Annotated in this window: 19 protein-coding genes; 8 read left to right on the top strand and 11 right to left on the bottom strand. The window is 66.4% G+C overall.

Annotation, left to right across the window (positions count from 1 at the left end):
* Nucleotides 1–61: 61 nt before the first annotated feature.
* From JEY66_RS11750 to JEY66_RS11740, 3 genes are read left to right on the top strand one after another with little or no spacing between them, the layout of a single operon-like run.
* On the top strand, nucleotides 62–916 hold the full coding sequence (locus JEY66_RS11750) for an enoyl-CoA hydratase (RefSeq protein WP_016842408.1): 855 nt from the start codon (nucleotides 62–64) through the stop codon (nucleotides 914–916).
* A gap of 8 nt (nucleotides 917–924) precedes the next feature.
* Complete coding sequence (locus JEY66_RS11745) at nucleotides 925–2070, top strand: acyl-CoA dehydrogenase family protein (protein ID WP_016842407.1); 1146 nt, start codon at nucleotides 925–927, stop codon at nucleotides 2068–2070.
* Between the two features lie 13 nt (nucleotides 2071–2083).
* Nucleotides 2084–3280, top strand: coding sequence for an acyl-CoA dehydrogenase family protein (locus JEY66_RS11740; RefSeq protein ID WP_018273301.1), 1197 nt, complete (start codon nucleotides 2084–2086; stop codon nucleotides 3278–3280).
* Between the two features lie 97 nt (nucleotides 3281–3377).
* On the opposite strand, the gene JEY66_RS11735 is transcribed toward JEY66_RS11740, so the two are convergent.
* The 7 genes from JEY66_RS11735 to JEY66_RS11705 form a co-directional block, all read right to left on the bottom strand.
* Nucleotides 3378–5705: a xanthine dehydrogenase family protein molybdopterin-binding subunit gene (locus tag JEY66_RS11735; protein WP_018273302.1), complete on the bottom strand. Its 2328-nt coding sequence runs from the start codon at nucleotides 5703–5705 to the stop codon at nucleotides 3378–3380.
* Between the two features lie 159 nt (nucleotides 5706–5864).
* Nucleotides 5865–6953, bottom strand: coding sequence for a S1C family serine protease (locus JEY66_RS11730; protein WP_016842405.1), 1089 nt, complete (start codon nucleotides 6951–6953; stop codon nucleotides 5865–5867).
* A gap of 97 nt (nucleotides 6954–7050) precedes the next feature.
* Complete coding sequence (locus JEY66_RS11725) at nucleotides 7051–7926, bottom strand: dihydrodipicolinate synthase family protein (RefSeq protein ID WP_016842404.1); 876 nt, start codon at nucleotides 7924–7926, stop codon at nucleotides 7051–7053.
* The gene (locus tag JEY66_RS11720; RefSeq protein WP_026193229.1) at nucleotides 7919–8875 is read right to left on the bottom strand and encodes an NAD-dependent epimerase/dehydratase family protein; all 957 of its coding nucleotides are present in this window, start codon (nucleotides 8873–8875) and stop codon (nucleotides 7919–7921) included. The genes JEY66_RS11725 and JEY66_RS11720 overlap by 8 nt, the downstream gene beginning before the upstream one ends.
* Before the next feature lie 23 nt (nucleotides 8876–8898).
* Nucleotides 8899–10539, bottom strand: coding sequence for a phosphoglucomutase (alpha-D-glucose-1,6-bisphosphate-dependent) (gene pgm / locus JEY66_RS11715; RefSeq protein WP_016842402.1), 1641 nt, complete (start codon nucleotides 10537–10539; stop codon nucleotides 8899–8901).
* Nucleotides 10540–10675: 136 nt separating this feature from the next.
* Nucleotides 10676–12328, bottom strand: coding sequence for an acetolactate synthase large subunit (locus JEY66_RS11710; protein ID WP_018273303.1), 1653 nt, complete (start codon nucleotides 12326–12328; stop codon nucleotides 10676–10678).
* Nucleotides 12329–12406: 78 nt separating this feature from the next.
* Nucleotides 12407–15073: a M1 family metallopeptidase gene (locus tag JEY66_RS11705; protein ID WP_016842400.1), complete on the bottom strand. Its 2667-nt coding sequence runs from the start codon at nucleotides 15071–15073 to the stop codon at nucleotides 12407–12409.
* 249 nt (nucleotides 15074–15322) lie between these two features.
* On the opposite strand from JEY66_RS11705, the gene JEY66_RS11700 reads away from it, so the two are divergent.
* Complete coding sequence (locus tag JEY66_RS11700) at nucleotides 15323–16777, top strand: GH1 family beta-glucosidase (protein WP_016842399.1); 1455 nt, start codon at nucleotides 15323–15325, stop codon at nucleotides 16775–16777.
* Here the strand turns inward: JEY66_RS11700 and JEY66_RS11695 are convergent, their stop codons facing one another.
* Together JEY66_RS11695 and JEY66_RS11690 are read right to left on the bottom strand one after the other, a co-directional pair.
* Entirely contained in the window at nucleotides 16778–17845 is a 1068-nt protein-coding gene (locus tag JEY66_RS11695; RefSeq protein ID WP_016842398.1) for a maleylacetate reductase, read from the bottom strand.
* A 19-nt stretch (nucleotides 17846–17864) separates the two neighbouring features.
* Entirely contained in the window at nucleotides 17865–18845 is a 981-nt protein-coding gene (locus JEY66_RS11690; RefSeq protein WP_016842397.1) for a helix-turn-helix domain-containing protein, read from the bottom strand.
* Between the two features lie 164 nt (nucleotides 18846–19009).
* On the opposite strand from JEY66_RS11690, the gene JEY66_RS11685 reads away from it, so the two are divergent.
* The gene (locus JEY66_RS11685; RefSeq protein WP_016842396.1) at nucleotides 19010–19735 is read left to right on the top strand and encodes an alpha/beta hydrolase; all 726 of its coding nucleotides are present in this window, start codon (nucleotides 19010–19012) and stop codon (nucleotides 19733–19735) included.
* A 189-nt stretch (nucleotides 19736–19924) separates the two neighbouring features.
* Here JEY66_RS11685 and JEY66_RS11680 read toward each other — a convergent pair whose 3' ends face one another.
* Both JEY66_RS11680 and JEY66_RS11675 read right to left on the bottom strand, forming a co-directional pair.
* Nucleotides 19925–21418, bottom strand: a complete 1494-nt coding sequence (locus JEY66_RS11680; RefSeq protein WP_018273304.1) for a flavin-containing monooxygenase — start codon at nucleotides 21416–21418, stop codon at nucleotides 19925–19927.
* A 120-nt stretch (nucleotides 21419–21538) separates the two neighbouring features.
* Nucleotides 21539–21988 (bottom strand): cupin domain-containing protein, encoded by a 450-nt coding sequence (locus JEY66_RS11675; protein WP_016842394.1) that lies wholly within the window; start codon nucleotides 21986–21988, stop codon nucleotides 21539–21541.
* A gap of 262 nt (nucleotides 21989–22250) precedes the next feature.
* Here JEY66_RS11675 and JEY66_RS11670 point away from each other — a divergent pair, with 262 nt between their 5' ends.
* The 3 genes from JEY66_RS11670 (at nucleotide 22251) to JEY66_RS11660 (ending at nucleotide 24607) form a co-directional block, all read left to right on the top strand.
* Entirely contained in the window at nucleotides 22251–23273 is a 1023-nt protein-coding gene (locus JEY66_RS11670) for an AraC family transcriptional regulator (RefSeq protein WP_026193230.1), read from the top strand.
* A 96-nt stretch (nucleotides 23274–23369) separates the two neighbouring features.
* Entirely contained in the window at nucleotides 23370–24236 is an 867-nt protein-coding gene (locus JEY66_RS11665; protein WP_018273306.1) for a S1C family serine protease, read from the top strand.
* Nucleotides 24233–24607, top strand: coding sequence for a response regulator transcription factor (locus JEY66_RS11660; protein WP_018273307.1), 375 nt, complete (start codon nucleotides 24233–24235; stop codon nucleotides 24605–24607). Before JEY66_RS11665 ends, JEY66_RS11660 begins: the two co-directional genes overlap by 4 nt.
* Nucleotides 24608–24736 lie beyond the last annotated feature (129 nt).

The following is a 24736-nucleotide window of genomic DNA, read 5'->3' as shown; positions in this document are numbered from 1 at the left end:
GCTTGCCTATCCCTGCCCGCGCCGTTCATCATGGCAAAAAAATCGATCGCGGGAGGATCCATTGGCGTCTGAACAATTCGAGACGATTGTCGTCGAACGGCCCGAGCCCGCGATTGCGCGGATCGTGATGAACCGCCCCGAGGCCCGCAACGCCCAGAACCTGCAAATGACCTACGACCTCAACGCTGCCTTCGACCGGGCGGTGCAGGACGACGCGGTCAAGGTCATCATCCTCGCCGGCAACGGCCCGCACTTCTCGGCCGGTCACGATCTCAGGCCAGGGGCCAAGAACCAGGCGGGTGTCGATTTCCCGCCAGTCGGAAATTGGGGCGGCTTCGCCGAGCCGAACGCCCATGGCCGTTTCGCGCGCGAGCAGGAGATCTACCTGCAGATCACAAGGCGCTGGCGCAATCTGGCAAAACCGACGATCGCCGAGGTGCACGGCAAGTGCATTGCCGGCGGGTTGATGCTGGCCTGGGCCTGCGACCTGATCGTTGCCAGCAACGATGCCGAGTTCTGCGACCCCGTGGTGACGATGGGCGTCTGCGGCGTCGAATGGTTCGTGCACCCCTGGGAGCTCGGCGCGCGCAAGGCCAAGGAGATGCTGTTCACCGCCGACGTCTGGAGCGCCGACGAGGCGCATCGCCTCGGCATGGTCAATCACGTGGTGCCGCGCGGCGATCTCTCGTCCTTCACGCTGGCGCTGGCGCGGCGGATCGCGGCAAAACCCGCCTTTGCGCTGAAGCTTGCCAAGGAAGCGGTGAACCGCTCGATCGACATCATGGGGCAGCCGGCCGCGATCGATCAGGCCTTCGCGCTGCATCAGCTCTGCCATGCCCATAACCTGCAGGAATTCGGCATGGTGGTGGACCCCGCGGGTCTGCATCCCTCCGTCAAGAAAACCGCCAACGTGTAGTCAGCCAGATGGACCTCACCCTCAGCGACGAGCAGCGCCTGCTGCGCGAAAGTGCCGACCGCTTCGTGGCGGAAACCTTTGACCCCGAACATCGCAAGAAAGCGGCGAACGATCCGCTGGGCTATTCGCCCGCAATCTGGAAACAGTTCGCCGAGCTCGGCTGGCTGGCGCTCCCGATCAGCGAAGCCCATGGCGGGCTCGGCGGCGGCGCGATCGAGATCGGACTGTTGATGGAAGCGTTCGGCCGCGGGCTGGTGTCCGAGCCGTTCCTCTCCACGGTCGTGATCGGCGCCGCGCTGGTCGCCGAATGCGGCACCGAGGCGCAGAAGCAAGCGACCCTGCCCAAAATCGCCGAGGGCGCGCTCACGCTCGCCTTCGCGCATTCCGAGCGCGCCGCGCGCTTCGACCTCGGTTATGTCGACACCACGGCCGGCAAGACCGCCGATGGCTGGCGGTTGAACGGCAGCAAGATCGCCGTGCTCGACGGCGCGGCGGCCGACCAGATCATCGTCTCGGCCCGTATCGCCAACGCCAATGGTGCATCCGGCAAGCAGGGCCTGTTCCTGGTGCCGGCGGGAACGCCCGGACTCACCTTGCGCGATTACGCGCGGCTCGGCGGCGGGCGCGGCTGCAATCTCGATCTCAAGGACGTGCAGTTGCCCGCCGATGCGCTGCTCGGCGACGGCACCGATGCGCTGCCCGCGATCGAAACCGTGGTCGACCGCGCGATGGCCGCGCTCGGCGCGGAGGCGGTCGGCATCATGCAGACGCTGCTCGACACCACGCTCGAATACACCAAGATCCGCAAGCAGTTCGGCCGGCCGCTATCGGCCAACCAGGTGATCCGCCATCGCCTCGCGGACGTGGCGATGCAGGTCGACGAGGCGCGCTCGATGGCGTTGCGCGCCGCGCTGATGGCCAATGCCGAGCCCGGGGCCCGCGGCCGTGCGGCGTCCGGCGCCAAGGCGAAGATCGGCAAATGCGCGCGCTTCGTCGCCGAGCAGGCGGTGCAGCTGCACGGCGCGATGGGCGTCACCGAAGAGCTCGACATCGGCGCCTATTTCAAGCGGCTGCTCGCCTTCGACACGCTGTTCGGCAACAGCGCCCATCACTATCGCCGCCACGCCGCGCTGAGCGGCCGCGCCCACGCCTAACGGAGAGCGCACCATGGATCTCACCTTCAGCGCCGAGGAACGCGCCTTCGAGCAGGAAGTCCGCGATTTCATTGCCGGAAGCCTCACGCCGGAGATGAAGCGCGCCACCGCGCTGACGCCGTCGGTGTTCTCCGACCCCGATATCGGCATGGCCTGGCAGCGCGCGTTGCACAAAAAGGGCTGGGGTGCGCCGGGCTGGCCGGTGGAGCATGGCGGACCAGACTGGACGCCGGCGCAGCGCTGGATCTTCGAGGCCGAGTGCGCACGCGCCGGCGTGCCCAATGTCAACGTGATGGGGGTGAAGATGGTCGGCCCCGTCATCATCGGGTTCGGCTCGCCCGAGCAGCAGAACTTCTACCTCCCGCGAATCCTCTCCGGGGAGGATTACTGGTGCCAGGGCTATTCCGAGCCGGGCTCGGGCTCCGACCTCGCCTCGCTGAAGACCCGCGCGGTGCGCGACGGCGACGACTACATCATCAACGGCACCAAGATCTGGACCACGCATGCGCATCACGCCAACCGCATGTTCGCATTGGTACGCACCAATGACGGCGAACGGCAGCAGGACGGCATCAGCTTCATCCTGATCGACATGAAGACGCCGGGCATCACCACGCGCCCGATCCTGACCATCGGCGGCGACCACGAGGTCAACCAGGTGTTCTTCGACGACGTCCGCGTGCCCGTCGCCAACCGCGTCGGCGAGGAAGGCAAGGGCTGGACCTATGGCAAATATCTGCTGGAATTCGAGCGCGGCTCCGGCATCGCGTCGGCCAAGCTACGCGAGGCGCTGAAAACAATCTCCGATCTCGCGGGCTCCGACGTCACCGGCCGCGCCATCGAGGATCCCGATATCGCGATCCGGATGTCGGAGGCCGAGGTCGATATCGATGCGCTCGAGATGACCGAGCTCAGGGTGCTGTCGGCGCTGCAGACCGGGCAGAATCCGGGCGCGGTGTCGTCTCTGATCAAGCTCCGCGTCAGCGAGATCCGTCAGGCGGTGACGCGGCTCGGCGTCGACGTGATCGGCCAGGACGGGCTTGCGGTCGAGCCGGCGCGACCGTTCTACCGGCTCAACCACGAGCCGGCGATCCCCGAAGAACTGCTGCCGGTGGTGCCGGAATATCTCAACGGCCGTGCCTATACGATCTTCGGCGGATCGTCCGAGATCCAGCGCGACATCATCGCGAAGATGGTGCTGGGGCTGTAGGGCACCGTCGTTCCGGGGCATCGCAGAGCGATGAACCCGGAACCTCGATGTTGTGGCGAGATTCCGGGTTCGCGCTGGCGCGCGCCCCGGAATGACACTACGCCGCCCCCACCTTGGCGTCGCGGATCGCCTGCCATATCTTGGCCGGCGTCAGCGGCGTATTGAGCTGCGTGATCCCGACCTCGCTCAGCGCATCCATCACGCCGTTGGTGATGCAGGGCGGGCCGCCGATCGCACCGGACTCGCCGCAGCCCTTGGCGCCCAGCGGATTGGTCTTGCACGGCGCGGAGCCATCGAGCGTCACCGTGATCGGCGGAATGTCGTCCGCGCGCGGGATGCAATAATCCTGATAGCTCGCGGTCAGCAGCTGGCCTTCTTCGCTATAGGCCACGCCTTCATACAACGCCTGGCCGATGCCCTGGACAACGCCGCCATGCACCTGCCCCGTCACCAGCATCGGATTGACCGCGACGCCGACGTCGTCGACCGTGGTGTAGCGCACCACCCGCGTGACGCCGGTCTCGGGATCGATCTCGACCTCGCAGATATGCGTGCCGTTCGGCCAGCTCGGCCCGTCGACATTGCCCTCGCTCTCGACCGAGAGCTTTGCGCCGTTCTCCTTGGCCGCGATCTCGAACAGGCTGATGCGCCTGTCGGTGCCGACCACCGTGAGGAAGCCGTCGCGATACTCGATGTCCTCGACGGAGGCTTCCAGCAAATTGGAGGCCTTGTCGCGCGCCTTGTTGATCATGTCGTTGGTCGAGACCGCAACCGCGGTGCCGCCGACGAACAGCGAGCGCGAGCCGACGCTGCCGAAGCCGGTGGCGAGGTCGGTGTCGCCCTGGACGACGTCGATCTTGTCCATGGAGATGCCGAGCGTATCGGCAACCATCTGGGTGTAAGTGGTCGCGAGGCCCTGCCCCATCGCCATCGTACCGGACCAGAGGATCACGCGGCCCTCGGCGGTCGCGTGCAGCGAGACCTTCTCGGTGTGGGCGCGGCCGCCGGTCCACTCGATGTAGCTGGTCAGGCCGCGGCCGTAGAGCAGGCCCTTCTTCTTCGCCGCCTTCTTGCGCGCGGCAAAGCCGTTCCAGTCGGCCAAATCGGACGCGCGCTCCAGCATATGCGCGAAGGCACCGGAATCGTACACCTGGCCGACCGCATTGGTGTAGGGCAGCTGCGCCGGCTTGATGTAGTTGACCTTGCGGATGGTGCGCGGGTCCATGCCGATCTGGCGCGCGGCGGCGTCGAACAGCCGCTCGACGATGAACACCGCCTCGGGCCTGCCGGCGCCACGATAAGCGCCGACCGGCGCGGTGTGGGTCATCACCGACTTCACCTCGAAATGCACCAGCGGGAGGTCGTAGACGCCGGTCTGCACGAACGGGCCGAGCACCAGCGGGATGATGTTGGCGGTGCCCGACGAATAGGCGCCGGTGCCGCCGATCGAGCGCACCCGATAGGCCAGCACGCGGCCCTTGGCGTCGAGCGCGAACTCGCCGGTCGAGGTGAGGTCGCGGCCATGGGTACCGCCGACGAACTCGTCGGTACGGTCGCCGCGCCAGCGGATCTTCTCATTCAGCTTGGTCGCGGCATAGGCGACGATGCCGTCTTCCGGATACAGGCTGGTTTTCTGGCCGAAGCCGCCGCCGATGTCGCCGACCAGCACGCGCACGCTGTCCTTCGGACGCTTCAGGATCGATTCCGCCAGCAGGTCGCGGGTCGAGCCGGGGGTCTGCGATTGCACGTGGAGGATCAGCCGCCCGGTCTTCTTCTCGATCTCGGCAATGGTCGAGCGCGGCTCCATCGCCGACGGCACCAGGCGCTGGCTGACCAGATCGAGCGACACCTTGTGGGCGGCATTGGCGAAGGCTTCCTCGACCTTGGCGGCATCGCCATAGCTCATCGCGGCCACGATGTTGTCGGGCGCCTCCGGCCAGACCGCCGGCGCGCCCGGCTTGATCGCCTCGACCGGATCGACCACCGAGGGCAGCACCTCGTAATCGATCTCGATCGCTTCGGCCGCGGTCTGCGCCAGCACGCGCGAGGTCGCGACCACGGCCGCGACGCCCTCGCCCGCGTAACGCACCACCTCATGCGCCAGCAGGCGCCGCGGCGGCACGGTCATCGGCGAGCCGTCGGGCCGCTTGAAGATCGCAAGCGTCGGCAGCGTGCCGATATCGTCCTTGACGAGGTCGGCGCCGGTATAGACGGCCTTGACGCCGGGCATCTCCAGCGCCGTCTTGGCGTCGATCGACTTGATGTTGGCGTGGGCGTGCGGCGAGCGCAGCACGTGCAGCCACAGCGCGCCGTCCTGCGGCTTGTCGTCGATGAAATGCCCCTTCCCGGTGACCAGCCGCTGGTCCTCCAGACGCTTGACTGGCTGGCCCGCACCAAAACGCATATTGCCGGGAAGAATGTTCATCAGAGGGTCCTTCGAGCTTCCAAGAATTTCCAGAGAATTTGGCGGGGGTTTTAGCGGATTTTGGCGGCCTGACAACCACGCGCCGGCCGGAGGACAGGCGCCTCGTCGCGCGGCGCGCGAAAGCACAATCCGGTGGCACGCGTCAGGCCAGTGACGACATTATTGCGCCCGGCCGATATCGACGATGGCGACCTCGACATCGCGCGCCGAGCCGTCGCGGTTCACGCTGAGCCGCACCTTCTTGCCGACCCCGATCTGCTCGAGCTGGTCGGCCAGATCGGAGAGCCGATGCACCGGCTTGCCGTCGACCGCGGTGATCACGTCGCCGAGCTCACCGGTCGACATGTCGACGCCGCGTATCCCGGCGCGCTCGGCCGGCGACCCCGGTGTCGTGCGCACCACGATCAATCCTTCGGCACCGATACGGGTGGCGACCGCCTCATTCGCGGTCACGATGCCGATTCCCGGCGTCGGCACGCGGCCGTTGCGGATCAGCTCGGGCACCACGCGATTGACGATGTCGACCGGGATCGCGAAGCCGATGCCGGCATTCGAGCCCGACGGCGACAGGATCGCCGTGGTCACGCCGATCAGCCGGCCGGCGGAATCGAGCAACGGGCCGCCCGAATTGCCCGGATTGATCGCGGTGTCGGTCTGGATCACGTTGGAGATCTCGCGGCCGCTCGAGGTCGGCAGCCGGCGCTTGAGCGCGCTGATGATGCCGCTCGACATCGATTGATCGAGCCCGAACGGGTTGCCGATTGCATAGGCAAACTGGCCGACCTTCAGATCGGACGAGCTGCCGAGCGCCAACGACGGCGGCAGCTTGCGCGCACTGCGGATGCGCAGCACGGCCAGATCGTAATTCGGCGCCGTGCCGACGATTTCGGCGCGTACCGCCTCGCCGGAGGCAAAGCGGATCGCGACCTGGCTTGCGTTCTGCACCACATGGTTGTTGGTGACGACGTGGCCGTCATTGTCCCAGACAATGCCGGTGCCCGACGCCGCACCGCCCTCCTGCTCCTCGCTCAGCGGATTGGCAGCGTTTTGCGTCACCACCTGCACGACCGACGGCGAGACCTTCTCGAAGATCTCGACATTGGCCTTTTCGGCATCCGACAGCGCGCCGCGTTCGGCGACCGCGCGGGCAACCGGGCCACTCCACGGCGCCTGTCGGATGCTGCCGGCCGCGAATATCAGCAGAACGGCCGCAATCACGGCCAGGACAAGGACGGTACGCCGATTCATTGGTGTGCTCCACGCAACAAACGCGCTGACCAAGCGGAGGTTTCCGGAATAGCCAAGGCGGATTGCCCGGCATTTTGCCGCGCAGCCCCCGACGGCTTCAGGCCAGATCGCGCAACGCCGCCTCGACCACCTTGCGCTGCTCGGCCGTGAGCGGCGCCTGCGGCGGCACGGGATCGCCGACGTCGTAGCCCTGGCTCGCGAGCCCGGCCTTGATGCAGGCGGCGAGGTTGAAGCGGGCAAACGCCTCGTTGATGCGCCACAGCTTGCGCTGCAAGGTCATCGCCTCGTCCCAGCGGGTGCGACGGCACAGATTGTAGAGCTCGACGCTCTGCCGCGGGATGATGCAGGCCGGGCCCGCCATCCAGCCGTGGCCGCCGATCAACATCACCGCGGCCGGAATATGGGCCGAGGCCGAGAACACTTTGAGGCTGTCGCCGCAGCGGTTCATGATCGACAGCAGCCGCCCGGTGTTGGTCGAGGCGTCCTTGATGTAGCCGATGCGCGGATGCCCGGCGAGCCGCGCGATGACGTCGAGCGTGAGGTCGGAACGCTGGAAATTCGGATTGGTGTAGATCACGACCGGAATGTCGACGGCATCGGCGATGGCGCGGAAATAGGATTCGACCTGTGCATCAGCGACCGGGAAATAGGCCTCCAGGATCGCGAGGATGCCGGTCGCGCCGCGCTTCTGGTAGGCCTTGGCCTGCGCCACCGCATCCGCCGTCGAGGTCGAGGCAACGCCGGCGATCACAGGCACGCGGCCCTGCGCGGCCTCGATCGTGGTCGCCACCACCTGCATGCGCTGCGCATTGTTGAGATAGGCGAACTCGCCGGTCGAGCCGAGCGGCGTCAAGCCGTGGACGCCGGCCTTGATCAGATCGTCGCAGAGCCGGCCCAGCACCTCGGTGCGGACATGGCCGGCGGGGTCGACCGGGGACACCAGGTACGGAAAGACGCCGTGGAAATCAGCCATTTGCGAGCCTCGTTGACGGCGAGACATAGTCGGGATCGTGCGCAAAGGGAAGCGGCGCACCGCTGCGCAAGGCGCCGAGCACCGCTGCGAAATCCGTGCCAGCGCGGAAACCGAGCAGGCGCTCGGCCTTGCTCGCGTCGTAGATCCGGCCGATCGATTTCGGCAGGTGCCAGCCGCGCCGCGCGAACAGCGCCGGCGCATCGGGGAAGGTGCGCCCGATCACCCCGGCCGCATCCGTCTTCAGGTCGGCGACATCGCTGCGCGCAAACGGCGTCGGCGCGCTGATCACAAAGACCTCGAAGCCGCGGATCTTGTCCAGCGCCACGACATGGGCATCGGCGGCGTCCTCGACGGTGAGGCGGCGGTACAGCAGCTCTGTCGCCTTCAGGTTCTCGCCATGGATGTCGCGGATGGTGTCGTCATCCTCGGGGAAGAAGCGGCTGGTGCGCAGCACCGCGCAGTTCAGCCCGTGCTCGCGGCTATACAGACGGCACAGCCCTTCGGCGGCGAGTTTTGTCACTCCGTAAATGTTGCGCGGCTCGAGCGGTCCTGTCGTCTCGTCGAGCCACACCGCAGCATGGCCTTCCTCGTCGCGGATCGCCTGCGAGATCATTAGCGAGGTCGTGGAGGTGAAGACGAAACGGTCGTGGCCGGCAGCCACTGCTGCCTGCAGCAAATTGAGCGTGCCTGTGACGTTGACGTCGACAAAGGCCTGCGGCGCGAACCGCGCGATATCGGGCTTGTGCAGCGCGCCGCCATGGATCACGGCCTCGATGCCGCGATCGGCGAACACGCGATCGACCACCGATCGTTCGGCTGCCGAACCTGTAACATCGGTCGCCTCGCCCGGGACGACGTCGAGGCCGACCACGTCATGGCCGGCCTGTCGAAGCCGCGGCGCGAGGAAACGGCCGAGCCAGCCGGAGGAGCCGGTCAACAATATTCGCATGAATTCCGCCCGGCCCGCGCCTTTCAGAACACCTTGGCGATCGCGGCCTGCGCATCGCGCTGGATCTGCTTCAGATGATCCGGCCCGCGGAAGCTTTCGGCGTAGATCTTGTAGACATCCTCGGTGCCGGAGGGACGCGCGGCGAACCAGCCCGCCTCGCTCTCGACCTTGATGCCGCCGAACGGCTGGTCGTTGCCCGGCGCCCTGGTCCTGACCGCGCGCACAGCATCGCCGGCGAGCTGCGTCATGCTGAGCTGCTCGGGCCCGAGCGCCTTCAGCGCGTTCTTCTGCTTCGGCGTCGCCGCGACATCGATGCGCTCGTAATAGGGAACGCCGAGTTCGGCGGTCAGCTCGCCAAACAATTCGCTCGGATCGCGGCCGGTCTTGGCGATGATCTCGGCTGCCAAGAGGCCGAGGATGATGCCGTCCTTGTCGGTGGTCCACACCGAGCCGTCGCGCTTCAGGAACGAGGCGCCTGCGCTCTCCTCACCGGCAAAGCCGAAGCCGCCGCTGCCGAGCCCGTCGACGAACCATTTGAAGCCGACCGGCGTCTCGACCAGCTTGCGGTTCAGCTTCTTCGCCACGCGATCGATGATCGAGCTCGACACGATGGTCTTGCCGATCGCGGCGTCCTTGCTCCATTGCGGGCGGTGCGCGAAGAGATAGGCGATCGCGGTGGCGAGGAAGTGGTTCGGGTTCATCAGCCCGTTCGAACGGGTCACGATGCCGTGGCGGTCGGCATCGGTGTCGTTGGCGAAGGCGACGTCGAACCGGTCGCGCATCCCGATCAGGCTCGCCATCGCATAAGGCGACGAGCAGTCCATCCGGATCTTGCCGTCCCAGTCCGCGGTCATGAAGCGGAAGGTCGGATCGACGGCATCATTGACGACGGTGGCATTGATGCCGTAGCGCGCGATGATCGGCTGCCAGTAGTGCACCGCCGCGCCGCCGAGCGGGTCGATGCCGATCTTGACGCCGGCAGACTTGATCAGCGCGAGATCGACGGTGTTGCCGAGATCGGCGACATAGGGCGTGATGTAGTCGTGCAGATGCGTGGTCGCTGCCTTGCGCGCGCGATCATAGGGCAGCCGCGCGACGCCCTTGAGGCCGGCCTCGATATAGCGATTGGCGTTCTTCTCGACCACAGCGGTGACGTCAGTGTCGGCCGGACCGCCATGCGGCGGATTGTATTTGTAGCCGCCGTCCTCCGGCGGGTTGTGTGACGGCGTGATGACGACGCCGTCGGCAAGGCCCGTGCTGCGGCCCTTGTTGTAGCTCAGGATCGCGTGCGAGATCACCGGCGTCGGGGTGTAGCCGCCCTGCGCATCGATCATGATCTCGACGCCGTTCGCCGCGAACACTTCGACCGCGCTGGCCAGCGCCGGCTCGGCCAGCGCATGGGTGTCGATGCCGATGAACAGCGGCCCGGTGAGGCCCTTCTCGCGCCGGTAATCGCAGATCGCCTGCGTGGTGGCGAGGATATGGTCCTCGTTGAAGGAATTCTTCAGCGACGAGCCGCGATGGCCCGAGGTGCCGAACGCAACCCGCTGGGTAGGATCGGTGGCATCGGGCTTGCCGGCAAAATAGGCCGTGACCAGCCGCGGCACATTGGCTAGCGAGGCGGGATCGATGGGTTTGCCGGCGGCGGGATTTGGTGCAGTCACGTGACCTCTCAGATCTGGTATCGCCGACCATCTGCGCAATGGTGATGCCATTGCGTGATATCTTGGCGTGCTACCATGGCGGCTGACGTTCAATCAAGCCGAGGGCATTTCGTTCCGTGCCGTCAGCGACAATCCGCTATTCGACATCGATCTGCTGCACCTTCTCGCGCAATTCGTCGACCAGCACCCGCTTGTTCTCGGTATAGTCGATCGGCGCCACGACAAGATGCACGCCGCCGCCGGAAAACGCCCGTTCCAGGGTCGGGACGATCGCATCCGTGCTCGTGATCCGCGAACCCTTGGCGCCGTAGCTTTCGGCGTATTTGACGAAATCCGGATTGCCGAAGGTCAGGCCGAAATCCGGGAAATGATCGACCGCCTGCTTCCAGCGGATCATGCCGTAGGCGGAGTCCTCCAGGATCAGGATCACCAGATTGAGCTTGAGGCGGACCGCGGTCTCCATCTCCTGCGAGTTCATCATGAAGCCGCCGTCGCCGCACACCGCGAGCACGCGATTCTTCGGATACAGCATCGCGGCCATCATCGCCGACGGCAGGCCGGCGCCCATGGTCGCGAGCGCGTTGTCGAGAAGCAGCGAGTTGGCAAGCAGCGTGCGGTAGTTGCGCGCGAACCAGATCTTGTACATGCCGTTGTCGAGCGCGACGATGCCGTCCTCGGGAATCACCTGCCGCACATCGTGCACGATGCGCTGCGGCGTCGGCGGCCAGCGGCCCTCGGTGGCGCGATCGGTGATCTTCGCCAGAATGCCCTGGCGCAGGCTGAGCAGCGCGCTGGCATGCGGCAGCTTTCCCTCGACCCGGTCGGCCAGCAGCTCAAGGCTCGGACCGACGTCGCCGATCACCTCGCATTGCGGGAAATAGACCTGCTCGACCGTTGCCGGCATGTAGCTGACATGGATCACCTGCGGGCCCTTCGGACCCATGATGAAGGGCGGCTTCTCGACCGTGTCGTGACCGATCGCGATGATGAGGTCGGCGCGGTCGATCGCCTCGTGCACATAGTCGCGCTCGCTCAGCGCAGCGGTTCCCATATACTGATTGGTGCCGCCGGATACCGTGCCCTTGCCCATCTGCGTCGTGAAGAACGGGATTTTCGTGCGCTGCACGAAATCGCCGATCCCGGCGGTCGAACGCGGACGCGATGCCGCCGCACCAAGCATGATCAGCGGGCGCTGCGCCTTCAGGATCATGTCGGCGGCGCGGTCGAGCGCGGCCGCGTGTGCGATCGGAATCTCGATCGGATGCGGCGATATCATTTCGACCGGCGCAATCTCCTCGCCTGCGATATCTTCCGGCAGTTCGAGCAGCACCGGCCCCGGCCGTTCCTGCGTCGCAATGCGGAAGGCATCACGGACCAGCGTCGGAATGGTCGCGCCGCTGACGATCTGCAGCGACAGCTTGGTCAACGGACGAAACGTGTTGGCGATGTCGACAATCTGGAACTTGGCCTGCCGGCTGCTCAAAATGCCCTTCTGTCCCGTCAGCATCACCATCGGCATCGCGCCGAGCAGCGCGTAGGCGGCGCCGGTGGTCAAGTTGAGCGCGCCGGGGCCGAGCGTCGTCATGCAGACGCCGGGCTTACCGGTCAGCCGGCCATAGGTCGCCGCCATGAACGCCGCGGCCTGCTCGTGGCGCGTGACGATCAGTTTGATCGAGGATTTGCGCAGGCTCTCGACGACGTCGAGATTCTCCTCGCCCGGGACGCCGAACACCCGCTCCACGCCCTCGTTCTCGAGGGCCGCGACCAGCAAATCGGAACCTTTGACCATCTCAGCCTCGCATCGTTGATTGCATGCCGCGCACGGAGCATAGCCGCATCGCGTGCCGCCGGAAACTCCCTCGCGATCTCACGGCTTGTGCGCCCTGATCCAGTCATCGGCGGCGGGCAGCACGCGCGCGGCAAGATCGGCCGAGATCGCGATCGCCTGAACGGATCGCGCCACCATCACCCGTCCGCCGGTGGTTGATTGCGACGGAGCAAACGCGGCCAGTTCCGCCGCGTGCGCCTCATCGGTAAAATTGGTCATGAAGTTCGGCACGAACTGGTCGCGGAAGTTCGGCCCCTGCCTTGCCAGCAACGTATCGAAGTTGGTCCGGACGAAGTCCCAGGCAAGCTGCGGCTGCTCGCCTGCGGACGCAACCGCGTTGATCATCCCCGTCACGATCGTGTCGGGCAATTCGCCGGTCAGCGTCAACGCCAGCGTCGCCCGCGCCAGTTCGGCATCGCGGGCGCTTGCCGCCGCGAGATAATAGCGCAGCCGTTCATTGGTCGCCGTGCTGTTGCGCGCGAGCGCCAGCAGCTGGTCGTAGGTTGCCCGATCGGCGGTCACACCGACAACATGCGTGACGGCATCGCGCAATGCGGTCGGAAGCGAATTGGGATCATCGGCGAATGCCGCAAAGCGCCGCTTCGCTTCCGCCACAATAGCCGCATCCCCGAGGTCGCCAAGCGTCGAGATCAGGCTTGCGCGCAACAACGCAGTGTCATCGTCGCCTGAACCGGCGCCGTCCCATCCGATCCGATCGAACACCGGGCGCAGCCTGGCGCGGGCATAGGCCTGGATCACCGGCCGCTCGGTGCGGCCGCGCGACAGCCGGTCCAGCGTGGCGAATGTCGAGATCACCTGGTCCCACACCGCGCGATGGTCACCGGCATCGAGCGCATCGAGCAGCGCGAGATAGGACGGCGCCTCCGCGCGGCCCGCCTGCACCAGCGCCCAGCTGTCGGTGACGACATTCAGACGGTCGGCGACCTGCATTTGCGGGAATGCGTTCAGCAGCGCCGCACGGTTCTTCGGGCCGTACTCGACCCTGAAGTAGCCGACGTCGCCGAGGTTGACCTTGATCGCATCGCCGCACGCGCCGGCCGGGATATTGGTGCTCTTCTTGAGCAATATCTCGTCGAACGGCTTGCCATGCGACGGTCCGACCGCGACCGGGATCTGCCAGTTGCGGGCCGGCAGCGGCGGATCGTTGGCAGGCGCGATCACGAAGCGATCCTGCCGCAACGTCAGGCGCTGCGCGGCGCCAACACAGTCCGCCTCGGCCACGACCAGCGGCACGCCGTCCTGCTCGGTGAAGGAGGCGGCGATGCCGGTGATGGTCTTGCCGCCGCTACTCTCGAGCGCCTGCCAGAGATCAGCGGTCGTCGAGTTGCTGTAGGCATGCGCGGCCATGTATTTGCGGATGCCGTCGCGAAATGCCTGTTCGCCGAGATAGGTCTCGAGCATGCGGATCAGCGCCTGCCCCTTGTTGTAGGTGATGGCGTCGAATGCCGTGACTGCTTCACTGTGATCGGCAATCGGCTGCTGCACCGGATGCGAGGTGCGCCGCGCATCGAGCGTCATGGCGAACTGCTTCGCGCCGTAGCCGTTCAGCCAGCCCTGCCACTCTGGATAGAACTGCTCAGAAGCCTTGGTTGCCATCCAGCTGGCAAAGCCCTCGTTGAGCCAGAGATTGTCCCACCACGCCATGGTGACGAGATCGCCGAACCACATATGCGCCATCTCGTGCGCGATGATGGCGAAGATGCCGCGCCGCGCGGTCTCCGCAGAGATCGCGGGGTCGAACAGCAGCCGGCTTTCGAAGAAGGTGATGCCACCCCAATTCTCCATCGCGCCGCCGAACCCGCCGGGAACGGCGATCAGGTCGAGCTTCGGCAGCGGATATTTGACGCCGAAATAGTCGTTGTAATAGGCGAGCAGCTTCACCGCGCTGTCGAGCGCGAACCGGCCCTGCCCGCCCTTGCCCTCCGTCGTCACCACGCCGACCGTGACGCCGCCAGCATCCGCTGTGACGCGCTCGAGTTCGCCCACCGCGAGCACGAACAGATAGCTCGACATCTTCGGCGTCGGCGCGAACGCAACCTTTTTGAGGTCGCCGGCGACCGGCTCTTCGTCCGTCACGGGCATGTTGCCGACCGCGAGCAGGTTGCGCGGAATGACGACGGTCAGTGCGAAGCTCGCCTTGAACGACGGCTCGTCCCAGCACGGGAAGATCCGCCTCGCATCGGCCGGCTCCAGCTTGCTGGAGATCATCCGCTTGATCCCGGTCCTGGTCGGGTAGTCGACCGAGAACAGGCCGGTGCCGAACTTATTGATCTGCGCCGCGAAGACGATGCGCAGCTTGTGGCGGCCGGCCGCAAGCGGCTTGGCGAAAGTCAGCGTTGCGGTCTGCGCGGTGGCGTCGGTCGCGACCTCCGCGCGCTGCGCGCTGTCATCGATCGTGACGTCGGTGAAAGTCGTGTTGACCGCGTTCAGCGTCAGCTGCGCGGTCGCCTCGCGCACCTCGATGTCGACGGTCTCCACCCCAGGCAGAGCGAGGCTCGTGATGTCAGGCCTCAGCTCGATCGCGTAATGCAACGGGACGACCGTCTTCGGCAGCTTTCCGGGCGTGCGGTCGAACGAAAATGTCTGCTCGGCCTGCGCGCCCGCGGCCATTGTCAGCAGCAGGCCGATCGCAGTGGCAAGACGACGCAGCAGCGCCCTTCGGACATGGGTTGCAGGCTTGTTCATCGCGCCCAGCTCACGGGAATCTCGGGGATATTCGGATGTCATTGCGGAAGGACGTAGCAGGCAATCTAGTAGAGAAAATGTCGCCACAAAACTGACAACTCCGCGACATTGACATCACAATGGTTCGCATTGATTGGTACGCCGCTCGCCACGGCGCTTGGGCCCGCCGCCCCTTGTTGCTCAACGGCGGGATGGAAGGTTAACCTACGGTCCGCATTCCAGCCGCAACGTCCGCGACGGGAGACAACAATGTTCGGAAAGTTCTCGCGCCGGCAGTTTGCGGGCCTTGCAGGCCTCTCGGCGCTCGGTTTGACCGGCCCCGCCGAGGCGGCAAACCGTGCGTCGCGGCCGGACGGCACGAACTTTCCCACGGGCTTCGTCTGGGGCACCGCGACCTCGTCCTACCAGATCGAGGGCGCCGTCAATGAGGACGGCCGCGGCCCATCGATCTGGGACACGTTCACCCATACATCGGGCAAGATCGAGGACGGCTCGACCGGCGACCGCGCCAACGACCACTATCACCGCTACAAGGAGGATGTCCGCCTCATCAGGGAGCTCGGCGCCAAGGCCTATCGCTTCTCGATCGCCTGGCCGCGGGTATTTCCCGACGGCACCGGCGCGCCGAACCCGAAGGGCCTCGACTTCTACAACCGCCTGGTCGACGAGCTGCTGGCGAACGGCATCGAGCCCTACGCCACGCTCTATCACTGGGACCTGCCGCAGGCGTTGCAGGACCGCGTCGGCGGCTGGCGCTCGCGCGACACCTCGAAGGCATTCGGCGACTATGCCGGCTACGTGGCGCAGCGACTGACGGACCGCGTGAAAAACGTGTTCACCCTCAACGAGGTCGGGCGTTTCCTGCCGTTCGGCTATGCGCTCGGCGTCGACGCCCCGGGGCTGAAGCTGCCGGCGAGCGAGGTGAACCAGGCGCGCCACCACGTCGCGCTGGCGCATGGCCTTGCGGTGCAGGCGATCCGCGCCAAGGGCCGCGCCGGCACGCGGGTCGGGCCGGCCGAGAACATCACCGCCTGCGTACCCGCCTTCAACACGCCGGAGAACATCCGCGCCACCGAGATCGCGACCCGCGAGCTCAACGCAGGCTTTCTCGGTGTCGTCCTCGAAGGCAAGTACACCGAAGGCTTCCTGCAATATGCCGGCGCGGATGCGCCCAAATTCACCGCGGACGAGCTGAAGATCATCTCGCAGCCCAATGATTTCGTCGGGCTGAATATCTACGCGCCGCAATGCTACGTCCTTGCCACCGACCATGCCCCCGGCTGGAAGCCGCTGCCGATGCCGGCTTCCTTCCCGCATATGAGCTCCGAATGGCTGCGGATCGCACCGGAGACGATCTATTGGGCGCCGCGGATCGCCGCCAAGCTGTGGAACATCAAGAGCATCTATATCAGCGAGAACGGCACGTCCGGCGAGGACAAGGTGCATCCGGACGGGCAGATCTACGACCTCGACCGCATCATGTTCCTGCGCAACTACCTCGCGCAGTTGCAGCGCGCGACCGCCGACGGGGTCCCGGTCCACGGCTATTTCCTGTGGAGCCTGATGGATAATTTCGAATGGATATTCGGCTACGAGAAGCGCTTCGGCCTCTACCGGGTGGATTTCGAGACCCAGGCCCGCGTGCCGAAATTGAGCGCGGCGTTCTATCGCGACGTGATCGCGCGCAACGCGATCGGGGTGTGATCATCCGGCTTGCGGCCGCGACCCGGACCACGCACGCTTCAGCAGATCGCGGATACCGCTCTCCTCGATCGGCCGCGGATTCCAGTAGGGATTTTTGGTGGCGAGAGCGGCCGCCTTTGCGATGCCGTGTTCGGGCATGCCGATCTCGGCGAGCGAGCGCGGCGCGCCGAGCCTTGCCGACAGATCGAACAGGCCATCGGCGGCGTCAGCCGTCCCAAGCGCCCTCGCCGCGCGGCTGACTGAATCGCGCGCGGCCGGCTCGTTGTAGGCGATGGTGTGCGGCAGGAGCACCGCATGGGTCTCAGCATGCGGCAGGTCGAACAGCGCGCCGACGGTGTGGCAGAGCTTGTGATGCAGCGCCATGCCGACGGTGCCGAGACAGACCGCGCACAGCCACGCGCCATAAAGCGCGTCCGACCGTGCCTCGAGATCGCGCGGCCGCGCGATCACGTCGGGCAGCGACGAGGCAAGCTTCGCGATCGCCTCCTCCGCCATCAGCGAGGTGATCGGGTTGCCGTCCCGCGCGTACAGCGCCTCGGCCGCGTGCGCGATGGCGTTGAGGCCGGAGATCGCCGAGAATTTTTCCGGCATCGAGACGGTCAGGTTGACGTCGTAGATCACGGCCTCGGGCAGAATCTTCGGCGACGATTGCGTGGTCTTGACGCCGTCGACGGTCTCGCCGAGTACCGGCGTCATCTCGGAGCCGGCATAGCTGGTCGGCACGATCAGTTGCGGCAGGTCGGTGCGTAGCGCAATCGCCTTGCTGAGGCCGGTCGCAGCGCCGGCACCGATCGCAACCACGCCGTCCGGCTTGAGCTCGCGGACGATCTCCATCGCACGTTCGGTCACCGCGACCGGCGTGTGCACCACCGCGCCGTCGAACAATCCGGCCACACGGCCGCCGGTCAGCTCAGCGAGATCGCCGAGCTCGGCCTGCTGCCGCCGGCTAGCCAGCACCAGCGCGCGGCTGATGCCGAGCCGGTCGAGCTCGTCCGCCAGCTGCGCGACGGTGCCGACCCCGAACACGACCCGCATCGGGCTGACCTGGTAGGTGAACGGCTGCGCCATGGCGATTTCCAAGCGTTGGTCAGCCGCGGCGCCAGTCGCGCGGCGTGCAGCCGAAGCGATGCCGGAAGCGCCGCGTGAAATGCGACAGGTCGGAAAAGCCCCAGTCGAACGCGATGTCGCCGATCGCGCGCCCGGCGATCACGGGGTCTCTCAGATCGCGCGCCGCGCCGTCGAGGCGGCGATCCATCACATGGCTGGCGAATGTCGTGCCGGCGCGCTCGAACAGTTTGTGGACATAGCGTTCGCTGATGCCGATCGCAGCCGCAATGGCGGCAACGCCGAGCCCGGGCTCGCGCAGCCTGCGGTCCACGGCGCGGCGCAGCGCAAGCCACGTCGCATCGGCAAGGCCGGCGCTTTCGGCAACGCCTGCACGACCGCTGCGCGACAGGCTGAGCGCGACCAGATCGAGCAGCACGCCGAACAGCCGGGCGTTGTCTATATCGGACGCGCGGAGCGCCGCCGTGTTCAGGACCTGCGCCGTTTCTGTGATGAGATGGCCGACGAACGGATCATCCGAGACCCGCGCCGGCGCGGCCTCGGGCGCCGACGGCAGCCGTTCATCCAGCGCCTCGGCCGGCACCCAGAACGAGGCGACCTGCAGCGCCGGGCCGCGGTCGTGCAGCAGCGCAAAGCGCTGGCCGCTGTCGAAGATTCCGACCTGTCCCGGCGACAGGCTGATCTCGCGTCCCGCCTGCTGGATCCGGCAGCGGCCGGCGAGCTTCAGATTGAGGTAGTAGCAGCGCCGGCTGGACGCGGCGATGTCGGCAGCGGAGCGCCGCACGACATGCTCCGGGAAGCTGACCCGGTTGACCGCGCCATCCCCGAGTCCAACGGTCTCGACGCGGGCGAGGAAGCCGGGCGTCGCCGGCGGCTCCGGCGTCAGGTTCATGAAGGCCTGGCAGATCGCCTCGCGATAATAGGCAAACTGCTCGCCGGGCCTCGTGTCCGCGGTATTCCAGCTCAGCCTGCGCGAGCGATCCGCGGCGGCGATTTGCTGCATCAGTTCACTCCGAGCCCAGTCCGGTTCGCTCACAGCCAAGCGCGTTCCGCGGGTCCAGGTCAATATCCAGGTCAATATCCATCAGCAACCGGATGAAACTTGCATGTATCCCGGGCCGTCCGGACGCGGCAATCGATCTAACCAAAGCAGACAGGGAGGTACACATGTCGACCTATGTTCTCGTCCATGGCGCCTGGCATACCGGCGCCGAGTTTGAGCCGGTTGCGGCTGCCATCCGCAAGGCCGGCCATGTCGTCCACACCCCGACCGTCAGGGGTAACCGGCCCGGCGACCGGAAGGACTCGGGCCTTGCCGAGGCGATCCAGTCGATCGTGGATTATCTCGCCGAGCATAATCTGAACGACATCGTGCTGGTCGGCCACAGCTATGGCGGCATGGTCATCACGGGCGTCGCCGACGCCGCCATGAACCGCATCCGCCGCCTCGTCTACTGGAACGCGTTCGTGCCAAACAATGGCGAGTGCCTCAACGACATGGTGCCGCCGCACTATCGCGGCCTGTTCGATGCGATCCACGCCGAGCGCGGCGACGGCTCGGTGGTGCTGCCGTTCCCGATCTGGCGCGAGGCCTTCATCAACGACGCCGATCTCGAGACGGCGCAGCGGGCCTATGACAAGCTCAACCCGCACCCCCTGAAGACCTTTCAGGACAAGATCGCGCTGCGCACCAATCCGGCCGAGATGCCCATCGCAAAGTCCTACGTGAACTGCACCGAGGACACCGCGATGCCGCACAGCCTGCCCTGGCATCCGAGGTTGTCGGAGAAGCTCGGGCTGTTCCGCCTGGTCCAGGTGTCCGGCAGCCACGAACTGTGCTTCTCCAATCCCGAGCGCCTGGCGCAAGCCTTCCTCGACGCCGGCCGCGATTGATCGATGCCGGCGAGAGAGCGGCTGCACCTCTCCCCAACGGGGAGAGGTCGATTTGCGTAGCAAATCGGGTGAGGGGCGGCAGTTCCAACGAGAGACCGTAACCCCTCACCCGGCGCTGCGCGCCGACCTCTCCCAAGGGAGAGGTAAACCCTCTGATGCCGCATCAGCCCAATCTAATCTTATCGCACGCTAGGCCACCGCCCTGTATGCCGGCGCGGTCGCGAGGAAGCGGGCATAAGCGTCCGCGTCCGGCGGCGTGAACTTTTCGACCAGCGGGTTGCGGCGCGACGCCTTGGTGCCGATGTCCGCCAGCAGCTCGTCGAAATGCTTGAAATGATACGGCGCGACGCACAGCCCGCCATAGACGCCCGCTGCCGGACGCTCGACGCGCTTGAAGTTCAGCATCATCGCGATGTTGCTATTCATCTCGGCCGCGCTCGGCTGCCGTGCCAGCTGGCCATCGGCGTAGCGCACCAGCCAGTTCGCGGCGAGATCGGCGCACAGCACGGTGCAGAAGCTCGAATTGAAGCCGACAAAGCCCATGTCGGGCAGATCGGGATTGGCGATCAGCCGGTAGAGCCGGTACTGCCCGTCGGGCTCGACCAGCTTGTTCTGATACTCCTCGGGCAGGAACGGCACGCCGAGCTTGTAGCCGATCGCGAGCACCGCGATGTCGGCCGCGACGCGCTGGCCGCCGCTCATCACGATGGTCTTGCCGTCGTAATGGTCGAAGGTGCCGCGCACCGCCTTGATCCGGCCGTCGGCGACCATCGGATAGAAACCGGGTGTTGCGATCGGCACCGAGCAGTTGACGCCGTCCTCGATCCGCTCCTTCGGCACCATGCCGCATTGCTTCAGCTTGAGCTGCATCTTCAGCATGCTCTCGAGCCCGCGCCAGTTCGCCCAGACGAACGGCTTTGCCACGACATGCGCGAGGCGTGCCATCGGCCCGATGCCCCAGCTCGCAAACATCTGCTCCTGGGCGCGGATGTAGAGGATGCGCTTGAAGTTGACGAGGCCGCCGACGAAATAGGGAATACGCCAGACCGGCTCTCGAAACACGATGGTGACTTCGCTGGCGCCGGAATTGACCGCATTCACCGCGATGTCGGTCGCCGATTTGGAGCCGCCGAGCACCACCACCTTGCGACCCTTGGCGAGCGTTGGATCGCTGTATTGCGATGAATGCAGGATCTGCCCGCCCTGCGCCTTGAAGCCGTCCTCTCCGGCCAGCGGCAAGGTCTGCGGCTCGTTAAATTGCCCGGTGCAGACCGCGACGAAGTCGAAATCCTCGTGGCCGGTCGCGCCGTCGGTCGAGCGCAGCGCCAGCGTCCAGCCCGGCCTGCCGTCGGCACGGCGCTTCATCCCTTCGACCTTGGTGTCGAATCGCATCGCGCCGTCGAGCCCGTGGCTGCGGGCGTAGTCGCGCAAATAGGCATGGACCTGCGGACCCTTCGGCCATTCCGGATAGGACTCCGGCATCGCCTTGTCGGTGTAGCGATAGAGCTCCTTCGGGCTCTGGGTCTGGACGTCGGGATAGGAGCGCGCCGGCTCCCAAACCCCGCCGAGATCGCCGCTGCGCTCGATGACGGTCACCTTGTGGCCGCGACTGGCAAAGGCCTTGCCGGCGGCGAGCCCGGAAATGCCGGCGCCGATGACGCACACATGCTTCTGCTTGACCATGAAACCGCTCCGAATTGAATGAACAGGTCCAATTTCGTTAGGCGCACGCGTCCCCGTCATCGCCGGAGTCCAGCTCCGGCGATTGCCGCCTCGCCTGCGTATTGTCTGTTTGGCCGCCGGCTAGTCGTTGGCTTCCGGCGGCAGAAAATCCACCTCGTGCTCGGCGGAGATACGCACCACTTCGACGGGGTCCTGCAGATTGTGCAGCTTCTCGAACAGCGCCTCGAGCTTCTGCATCGGCGACACCCAGAACAGCGCCCGCGCCGGCTTGTCCGACTTGTTGAAATAGCCGTGCGGGATGCCGCGCGGCATGCGCACCAGGTCGCCAGCCTTGGCCTGCACCCAGACGCCGTCGAGCTTGAGGTCGAGCACGCCCTCCTGCACCAGGATGAACTCGTCCTGGGTCGGGTGGATGTGCACCGGCACGAACTGGCCGGGGTCGCTGTTGGTCTCGAACGCGAAGGTCGAGTCGGTGATCGCTTTCGGATAGTAGACCTGGCCCAGGATATTCCAGGTCTTGCCGCCGTAGCCGGTGCCGGTTCGGGTAATGCCTTTTTCGAGCGTGCCCATGTCAGCCTCTCCAGTTTTGATGCGCATTGCCGGCACGGAGCCTGTCGCCGGCCGGTGAGGCTGTCTAGCCGATAAACGAATCCGCACCCGGCACCTCATGCTGCAATGCGGGAGCGCGGCGCCGAGCAGCGTCCGCCCAATGCCGCCGCATTCGCCTGCGCTCAGATCGGGCAGATTGCACGACGAAACGGCGTTCCCCTTTGCCGCGGGATGCTCTAGGCTGCACGATGTTTTAGACCTCAAACAACTCCGGACGGCCGGCGTGACTGCTGTTGGCAACGAGGTTTCGGCAAGGGCAAGTTCGGCAAGGCTCAAGGATTTCGCGCGCGTGGCGACGGCGCGCGTCGATGACGCGGCGGAAGCGATCGGCCGCATCTTCTGCCCGCACGATCTGACGCCGGTCGATCATTCCGCGAGCGATTTCTCCGCGCATCACAATTGCGCCGGCTTCGACGGCTTCTCCGTCAACTATGTCGCCTATGGCGGATCGGTCGCGATCAATCCCGGCTGCCTCGACCGCTTCTTCCTGTTTCAGATGCCGCTGTCCGGCTCGGCCTCGGTGCGGACCGCCGCGCGCGAGCTCACCACCGGACCACGACACACCGCCTCGCTGCTGTCGCCGACCATTCCGACCGAAATGACCTGGCGCGGCGACTGCGCCCAGCTGATCTTGCTGCTCGACCGCAAGCTGGTCGAGCATCGCGCCGCGGCGCTTGGCGGCGTGACGGTGAGGCCGGTCGAGTTCGATCCGGCCATCGCGCTGAGCGGGCCGCTCGGGCAGACGCTCTCGGCCAGGATCGAGCATCTTGTCACGGCCGCCGAGCAGCTCGGGCCGCGCAAGACCTTGTCGGCGGTCGCGGCGGCCGATTGGCGCGAGTCGTTTCTCAATGTCCTGCTCAACGGGCAGCGGCACAGCCTGAGTTCGGCGATCGATGTCTTCAACGGCCGCACTGAGGCCCAGCCGGCCGCCTTGAAACGCGTGCGCGCCTTTCTGGAGAGCCGGGCGACCGAGCCGCTGGACCTCGCCGAGCTTGCGGAGATCGCGGGCACCGGCATCCGCGCGCTGCAACTCGGCTTCCGCCGTCACTTCGGCACCACCGTGTCCGAGATGTTGCTCGACATCCGCCTCGCCCATCTCAACGCCCGCCTCAAGACGGCGCGGCCGGGCGAACGCATCGTCGATATTGCATTCGACCTCGGCTTTACCCATCTGAGCCGGATGGCGAGCGCCTACCGCGCCAAGTTCGGCGAGAGCCCGAAGGCGACCCTGCAGCGGCTGAGCTGAACGGCAGTTCCGGGCGGCCGGCCACGCCCTGCCCATCCGGCCAGTATCGCCGTCAGCCGCGACATCCCAGATTGAGGGAAGCCAACGGAGTTTCCCATGACCGAACCGAATATCCTGTCCTCGCTGTCGTCAGCCCTTGCGGAGACCATTGCGCGCGCTGCGCCCGCAATCGTCTCCGTGCATTCGCATCGCGCGCGCGCCACGGGCTTTGTCTGGAAAACCGGCCTCGTCGTCACCGCCGACGAAGCGCTGGCCGACGAGGGCGAGATCGAAATCCAGTTCGCCGACGGCAGCCGCCGGCAGGCGACCGTCGTCGGACGCGACCACACCACCGACATCGCGCTGCTGCGCGTCGATGGCGCCGCCGCCCCCGTCAAGCTGTCGACCGGGAGCCCCGCGCTGGGATCGCTCGCGGTGATCGTCGCCGCCGACCGCGGCGCGCCGACCGCGCGGCTCGGCATGGTCGCCCTGTCGGGCCCGGCTTGGCGCAGCCTGCGCGGCGGCGAAATCGATGCACGGATCGAGCTCGATGTCCGGCTGCGGCACAGCCAGCAGGGCGGCCTCGCGCTGGACGCCGCGGGCGAGCCGTTCGGCATGGCCGTGCTCGGCCCGCGCCGCGTGCTGACGATCCCGGCTACGACCATCGAGCGGGTCGCAACGCAGCTCGAGAAGAGCGGCCGCATCGCGCGCGGATATCTTGGCGTCGGCTTGCAGCCGGTCCGGCTCGACGACGGCCTCGGCGCGATGGTGATGAACGTCGACAAGGCCGGCCCCTCGGCCGCCGCCGGCATCCGGCAGGGCGACGTGATCATTGCCGTGAATGGCGAGAAGCTGTCCGGCGTGCGGGCGCTGTCGCGCGGCCTCGGACCGCAGAGCGTCGGCACGGTGGTCGAGCTTACCGTGCATCGCGGCGGCGAGCCGCTGAATTTCAAGGTGACGGTCGGAGAGAGGCCCGAGACGTGAGCAGCGAGCCGGCCAACGACATCGTCATCGCGCTCGAGGTCGACGACGCCGTCCTCGCCGACCGGCTGGCAACCCTGCTCGGCAGCGTCGCCGGCCTGCGGCTCGCCGCGCCGGGCGAACAGGCCACGGCGGCGGTCGTCGCACGCAACCGCGAGGCCGCGGGCGCCGGCGACTTCGAGCTGACGCCGCGCGAGCTCGACGTGCTGGCGCTGCTGGCCGAAGGCGCATCCAACAAGATGATCGCACAGCGGCTCGGAATTTCCGTCCACACCGCCAAGTTTCATGTCGGCTCCCTGCTCGACAAGCTCGACGCCACCGGCCGCACCGACGCCGTCGCCCATGCCGCGCGGCGCGGGGTGATAAATTTGTGAGGTAGACTGCGGGACTTGGTGGAGATGGGTTGACCTTTCCTTCGGCCGTCCCTGCGAAAGCAGAGGCCCATACGCCGCGGCGGATGTTGCAGGCGAGACTCATCATTGTCGTCCTGGCGAAAGCCAGGA

The organism is Bradyrhizobium elkanii USDA 76 (assembly GCF_023278185.1).
GTDB lineage: Bacteria > Pseudomonadota > Alphaproteobacteria > Rhizobiales > Xanthobacteraceae > Bradyrhizobium > Bradyrhizobium elkanii.
The sequence above is the reverse complement of the archived record's forward strand: the minus strand, read 5'-3'. Positions and strand labels throughout refer to the sequence as shown.